Annotated in this window: 5 protein-coding genes; all 5 read left to right on the top strand. The window is 53.4% G+C overall.

Annotated elements, in window-relative coordinates; translation table 11 throughout:
- Positions 1-81 precede the first annotated feature (81 nt).
- Complete coding sequence (gene rsmG, locus B3F49_RS03775; protein ID WP_293895585.1) at positions 82-741, top strand: 16S rRNA (guanine(527)-N(7))-methyltransferase RsmG; 660 nt, start codon at positions 82-84, stop codon at positions 739-741.
- A 48-nt stretch (positions 742-789) separates the two neighbouring features.
- On the top strand, positions 790-3,609 hold the full coding sequence (locus B3F49_RS03770; protein ID WP_293909064.1) for a DNA translocase FtsK: 2,820 nt from the start codon (positions 790-792) through the stop codon (positions 3,607-3,609).
- A gap of 13 nt (positions 3,610-3,622) precedes the next feature.
- The gene (locus tag B3F49_RS03765; protein WP_293909062.1) at positions 3,623-4,435 is read left to right on the top strand and encodes an aminotransferase class IV; all 813 of its coding nucleotides are present in this window, start codon (positions 3,623-3,625) and stop codon (positions 4,433-4,435) included.
- 127 nt (positions 4,436-4,562) lie between these two features.
- A complete protein-coding gene (locus B3F49_RS03760) occupies positions 4,563-6,191 on the top strand; it encodes a DEAD/DEAH box helicase (RefSeq protein ID WP_293909060.1) in 1,629 nt (542 codons plus the stop codon).
- Position 6,192: 1 nt separating this feature from the next.
- Positions 6,193-7,184 (top strand): ABC transporter ATP-binding protein (locus tag B3F49_RS03755; protein ID WP_293909058.1); only part of this gene is annotated, 992 nt, incomplete at its 3' end.

Here is a 7,184-nt window from a genome sequence, read left to right as displayed (position 1 = left end):
TCGGGCAGGCCAGTCGCATCAACGGGGTGCGGAACAGCGATATTGCCGTTCTGATCGTGCATCTCGACCGGGGAGGAAGACATGGCAGGTAAATACCAAGCGTTGCTTGACGAAGGTCTTTCTTCTCTCTCTCTGGCTCTGGATCAGGGACAAAGGGAGCAGTTGGATGCCTACATAGCAGAACTGGAGCTGTTCAATCCTGTCTATAAGTTGGTGGCTGCAGAGGGTGAGGAGTTGGTGGTTCGCCATATCCTGGACAGCCTGAGCGGATCTTTGACTATTGCCTCGCTGGCCCTGGAATTTCCGTCCTGCAGGATTGCAGACTTTGGTTCGGGTGCGGGGCTTCCCGGCATTCCTCTTGCCATCGCCCTGCCATCCTGCTCCTTTACCCTGGTCGAACGGATGGGCAGGAGAGTGGATTTTCTTCGCAATGCCTTGCTGCGCGCTTCGCTTTCAGACCGTGTCCAAGTTGTCGACAGGGACTTGAAGGAAGTAAAAGACCGGTTCGACCTCATTACTTTTCGGGCGTTCCACCCCTTGGCCGATATTCTCGATCTTGTCGCCGACCTGCTTGTCGATGGGGGGTATGTATGCGCCTACAAGGCGGTGCAAGCCCAAGTGGAAGAGGAGCTTGTCCAGGTACAGCGAACGTGCAAAAGCAGGTGGAAAGCGAGCTTTGTACCCCTTCATGTGCCCCGACTTGATGCGAGCCGCATGCTGTGCCTCTTGCAAAAGATTTGATACCATTTCAAATATGGGGTGTTTACCGGATTCAGGGAGGAGTTTCTTGTGAAGGGAAGGAAAGGTCGGATATCGTTGCTTGCAGGAGCAGGCTGTTTGGTCGCCTCGCTTGTGGTGGCTGCTTTGGTTGCTCTCCCGTTGTTTGGTATCACCAATCCTCTTCTGGAGCGAATGCATGCATCGCTGAGTCGAATCTTCTCCTTCACCGTTGATCCTTCCCGTTTCGGTCTGGCCCCTCTGGCCCTGCTCCTGTTTGTATGGAGCATCATGATTTTCAGTTTCCGTTCCAAGAAACGTTTCTCCTATATCCTCATACCCCTCACTGCAATCATGACATACACCCTGTACACCCTTTCCCATCTCTTGCAGGAGAGCAGCAGGCCTTTTTTCTCCGATTTTCTGCTCTCCTCGTCTGCCGACCCACGCAGCGCCTCTTTCAAGGTGGTGTTGCTTTTTATTGCCGAAACCGCCATGTTCGTCCTCTTCACCTTGCTCGGCGATGCCTTGGATAGGTATCGTGCTGCCAAGCTTGAGCGACAGGAGCGCAGCCGGCGGATGATGGAGCAGAAGATCGAGCAACAGAAACAGAAAGAAGAAAAGAAAGCGAGCAGGCACTCTACATCCGCAAAGCGTTCAAAACGTGAACAGCCGGTAGATGAGCAAGACCAGGTCACCCTGATAAAAAAGCCGGTTGCAGAACAGAAGGAGGAAGAAGGTGTCGAGCTCGGCCGACAACAGGTCAACTTTCCTCCCATCGCAGAAGTGCCTCCCTTGGGCAGTCTTTCCAAACGGCGTCATTCCATATCCAAGCCTTCCGAGCGTGATGTAATCCAGGTTGATGAGATCCAAGTGCACGGCAAGGTCAGCATCGGTGCTTTGCATACGCTTACTGAAGAACGCAAGCGAAACAACGGACTATCCTATCTTGAGCGCAAACAGCTTGAGCTTGCTCAGGCAAAGAGTGAACAGGCGGAGCAGCCGAAGGAACCGGTCCAGCTGTCCGGTTTTCTCCAAGGGGCGTTGGAGGCGGTAGGCAAGGCGCCCCATAAGAGACATGAGAAAATCGAACAGCCCAAAGGCAGGGCGAAGGGGATGCTGGCTGAGGCTGTCGAACAACAGCAAACCAGACAGGACGAACCGGCTCCGGCAGCCCCCAAGCAGAACGATGAAGCACTCTCCATCAAGGAACGGGTGCTCTCGGTACGCTATGAGGAGAACCCTTCACATCCGCTTTTAGCTTCTGAGATGCAAAGAGAGGTTGAGGCCGCCAAGCCTGCTGTTTCTGCACCGACTGAAAAGCTTTTTGCCGGTCAGAGCACTGCAAGACCGATCAATGGAGGCTTCAGCGAGGATGTCCCGAAAGTGGAGCAGGACAGCGAGGATGAGACCGACCTGCTCGAGCCTTCGAGCGGAGTCGGCGGCCTGAGCGGCAGCGCCTTGATCAATACAAACCGCATCACCTACCAATTTCCCTCCGAATCGATGCTGGTCACCTATCCCAAGGTTTCTGATGTCATTGACGAGACTACGCTCAAACGTGGAGAGGTGCTTGTCTCCACGTTGCAAGAGTTCAATGTCACCGTCGAGTTGGTCAATATTGTGCGCGGTCCTACGGTCACCATGTTTGAGCTGCTGCCGGCTGCCGGGGTGAGGGTCAACTCAATCGTCAATCTTTCCGATAACATCGCACTCGCTTTGGCAGCCACCCAGGTCCGGATTGTTGCCCCGATTCCCGGCAAGTCGGCCGTCGGGGTTGAGATTCCCAATCTAAGGCGGGACATCATCGGTTTTCGGGAGATGCTCGGCTCGCTTCCAACGAGTTTTGGCATTCCGATGGTGCTGGGGCGCAACCTGATGGGAGAGCCTGTTGTCATCGATGTGATCAAGGCTCCGCACCTCTTGATCGCCGGTTCCACCGGCAGCGGAAAGAGCGTCTGTGTCAATTCGTTGATTTGTTCGGTCCTGTTTCGATGCAGTCCCAAGCAGGTGCGCATGATTCTAGTCGATCCGAAGATTGTTGAGTTGAACGTTTACAATGGCATTCCACACCTGCTTACTCCGGTCATCACCGAAGCCAAGCGGACGCTCAAAGCCCTGGATTTCTGTCTCTATGAGATGGATAGGCGCTATAAGCTCTTGCAGGGCCTCAGTGTCCGGAATATCATCGGGTACAACGAAAAGATTGAGGCCAGTCATCTGGCACGGGAGAAACTCCCCTATATTTTGGTGGTCATCGATGAGTTTGCCGACCTGATGCACCTGGTGGGCAAGGACATGGAGAGCAAGGTCAGCCGTCTTGCAGCCATGAGCAGGGCTGTGGGCATCCATTTGGTGCTGGCGACCCAGCGACCTTCGGTGGATGTCATCACCGGGGTCATCAAGAACAACATCCCCACCCGGATTGCTTTTGCCGTCACCAGTGCAACCGACAGCCGCATCATTCTTGATGAGCAGGGTGCCGACAAGCTGCTGGGAAAGGGTGATATGCTCTATATGTCCAGCAGTAATCCGGCAACCGAACGCATCCAAGGCTCATTCCTCAGCGACCATGAGGTTGAGAAGGTGGTCAAATTCGTCTCAAGCCAGGGAGTGCCCGACTTCATCGATGAGTCCTTCTTCGAAGACGAGGAACAGAAAGCCTCGGATTCGGAGAGCGAGGATGGAGTCGATGTGAATGACGACGATGAGCTCATGCAGCGGGCCTTGACGATCGTTGTCGAGCGAAAGTGCGCTTCCGCCTCCTACTTGCAGAGAAGGCTGAAGATAGGGTACAACCGGGCTGCACGCTTGGTCGAGCAGATGGAGGAAATGGGATATGTGGGGCCTCCGAATGGAAGCAAGCCCCGCGAACTGATCAAGTATCCCTGATGAGGAGAGAGTCATGGTAGGTGTTCACGCCATACATAACGGCAAGGTCATCCTTGCCAAGGATGCTGTTGTACCGGTGAGCCTCAGGGAGGTCCAGTTCGGTTTCTCAACCTATGAGGCACTGCGGGTTGTAAAAGGCCATGTTGTGCATTTGGACGACCATCTGGTACGTCTGGAGAACTCGTGTCGGGGCATCAAGCTTACCCATCCTTTTACCAATCAGCAGATCAGCGGTTGGGTGCATGATTTGATACAGGTCGATGCAATCGATGAGGCTTCGCTGAGAATCCAGCTCTATGGCGGAAAGGATCCGCAGCTCTTCGTTCTGGCCTCTGCATTGCTCACCTATCCCGATACCCACTACACCCAAGGGGTCGCAGCCATTACGTTCGAGGGAGAACGTCTCTATCCTTCGTGCAAGACCGGCAACTTGCTGCTCAACTATATCGCCCTCGAGGAGGCCCGCAGCCAAGGCTGTTTTGAGGCTTTGCTGGTCGACCGGCATCAGAGGGTCTTGGAAGGAACCAGAAGCAATTTTTTTGTTTTCAAGGGCTTGGATATCCATACGGCCGCCGATGAACAGGTTCTGCTGGGTATCACCCGCGACCGCGTGTTGAAAGCTGCACGGCTTTTGGGGTACCGGATTGTCTTTCAGGCACCAGCTTTGCAAGATATTCGGGCAGGCATCTACGACGAAGCATTCATCAGCTCCACCAGCATGGCGGCCATGCCGCTTTCGCGGATAGACAAGCTTGGTTTTCCCGGACCGTTTGAGAAAACCTTGGCTATCATGCATCTTGTCAGAAGTTGGGAACTCGACGATTGATAAACTCCATCCGCTGATGTGGACAATAGTGATGATTTCCTCTATCTTTATAGGGAAGGGGCCTCCCTCGAGGTCCCCCTTTTCTGTGTAACACAGCTATTTCTTGTAAAGGCGATATATAGTACCAATGAAATTTATTGAACTACCCTTAAGTGAGCAAGTGCTCAAAGGCATTGAGGCTGCGGGTTTCACCGATTGTACGGAAGTACAAGAAAAGGTGCTCCCGGTCAGTCTTTCCCATCGTGATGTCATGGTCCAGTCCAAGACTGGAAGCGGGAAAACCGCAGTGTATGTGCTGACCATTCTTCAGTTATTCGTAGAAGCCCAACAAAAGGGCAAAAGCAAGCCGAAGGCCCTCATTGTAGCCCCTACCAGAGAACTTGCCGTGCAGATCGAGGAGGATACCCTCAAACTCGCCTCTGCCATGGAAGATGTAACGGTGGGGTGTTTTTTTGGCGGCATAGGCTACGGCAAGCAGGATGAGATCCTGGAAAAGGGGTGTGATATTTTTGTCTGCACCCCGGGTCGTATCCTCGACTACCAGAAAATGCACAAGATTGATTTTCGTCAGTTTGACATCTTCGTCGTTGATGAGGCGGACCGTCTGTTCGACATGGGGTTCTATCCCGACATCCAAAAGATGTTCAGTCTGCTCAGAGACTGTACCGAACGGCAGACCATGCTCTTCTCGGCCACCTTGGGTACCAAGGTACGCAATCTTGCATGGTCGTTCATGAATGATCCGGTCGAGCTGGAGGTGCAACCCGAAGAGATTACCGTCAAGGCTATCACCCAGGAGCTGTACCACATTTCCAAGGATCAGAAGTTCAGCCTTTTTTTGAGGCTGATGAAGAAAGAGGATCCCGAGAACTGCCTGATTTTCACCAATACCAAGGCCCGTTGCATCGAGCTCTCCAAACGTCTTTCACTCAACGGATATCCAACCAAGTATCTGATGGGGGATATGCCCCAGACAAAGCGGCTTCAGACAATCGATCAGATGAAGGAAGGGAAGATCAAGTTCCTGGTTGCAACCGATGTTGCCGCCCGCGGCCTGCAGATTGATGACCTGCAGCTGGTTGTCAACTATGATATCCCTGACGATTTTGAGAGCTATGTACACCGTATCGGCCGTACTGCAAGGGCGGGCAAGAGTGGTAAGTCCATCACCCTGGCCGACGAAGAGTATGTATTCAACCTCGAGCCCATTGAAAATTACATTCAGATGAAAATTCCGGTGATCTGGCCCGAAGAGGGGGATCTTCCTCAGTTGGAGGACGCCAGCGCTTCCTATTCGTTCCGCGATCTGGTCAGCAACGATGAGTATGCCTCCTCGCCTTCAAGGACCAGAGGCGGTGTCGGCGGCCCCAGGGGCAGGAAGGGACCGCTTCCCAGGGTCAAGAGCCAGGATCGGAGCCGTACTCCCAAGAGAACGCCGCAGACTGCGGAAAGCAGACCAAGAAGAGCACCACGGCCGACGCAGCAGGGACGACCTGTTGAGCCTGGACGCAGGCGACCAGGCTCCAAGAGCTATGCAGAAATCCAGAATCTTTCGCTCGAAGAGAGATTGGCTTACTACAAGCAGCAGTATCAGAGTGAAGGCGGCCAGGTTGCACCCAGCCAAGGTCCGGCTCAGGTTTCCAAGAGTCCAGTGAAGAAAACAGCTGTCGCACCTGTGGCAAAGGAGCAGGATCAGGCCAAGAGTCCCGAGATGAAAATCGGGTTCTTTGCACGATTGTTCAGGAGGAAGAAGTAGGGTGCTTAAGCGTTTCATTGCATACTACCGCCCCTACAAGGGGCTTTTCTTTCTGGACATCGGGGTGGCCATCCTGGCCAGCGCGCTCTCCATCCTGTTTCCGTCGCTGACCAGACAGCTGCTGCGTGTCGAGATTCCTGAAAAGAATCTCGAGCATATGCTTGTCATATTCGCCCTCATGCTGCTCATCTACATCCTGCAGGCCGTCTGCCAATATGTCAGAGTAACGTGGGGCCATATCCTGGGTGTCCGGATGGAGACGGATATGCGCAGTGAGCTGTTCTCCCATCTGCAAAAACTCTCTTTTGGATACTTTGACAAGACCAAGACCGGTCATATGATGAGCCGGATCACGAACGACTTGTTCCAGATCACCGAGACCGCCCACCATGCCCCCGAGGATCTGATCATCAGTGTGGCAACGATTCTCGGCTCGTACATACTCATGTTCAGCTACAGTGTTCCTCTTGCCCTGATTTCCCTCATCCCGCTTCCGATCATGGTGTTCTACGGGGTGTATTACGGCATGAAAATGAAGGCAACCTTCCGCAAGGTCCGCAGCACGGTTGCCGATGTGAACAGCAATGTCGAGAATTCGCTGATGGGAATCCGGGAAGTGAAGTCTTTTGGCAGGGAGTCCTATCAGGAAGAGAAGTTCAATCAGGTCAACGATGTGCTGAGGGACAGCAAGATGGAGCAGTACAAGGTGATGGGCCGCTATCACTCGGTAATCGGATTGTTTCGTGAAATGTACTACTTTTGCACCGTTGCAGGCGGCTCCCTGCTCATTTTCATGGGCAGGGTCGAGTCCTACGACCTGGTGACTTTTATCCTGTATGTAGGAGTGGTGCTTCCTCCCATTGATCGGCTGATCAACTTCACTGAACAACTGCAGCAGGGCATGGCAAGCTTTGAACGGTTCACCCAGGTTATGGACGAGCATCCTGATATCACCGATGCAAAGGATGCCAAGGATTTGAAAATCAAAGAGGG

The organism is Sphaerochaeta sp. UBA5836, from assembly GCF_002432845.1.
Taxonomy (GTDB): domain Bacteria; phylum Spirochaetota; class Spirochaetia; order Sphaerochaetales; family Sphaerochaetaceae; genus Sphaerochaeta.
Note: the sequence above shows the minus strand (reverse complement) of the source record. Positions and strands in the feature narration are given on the sequence as shown.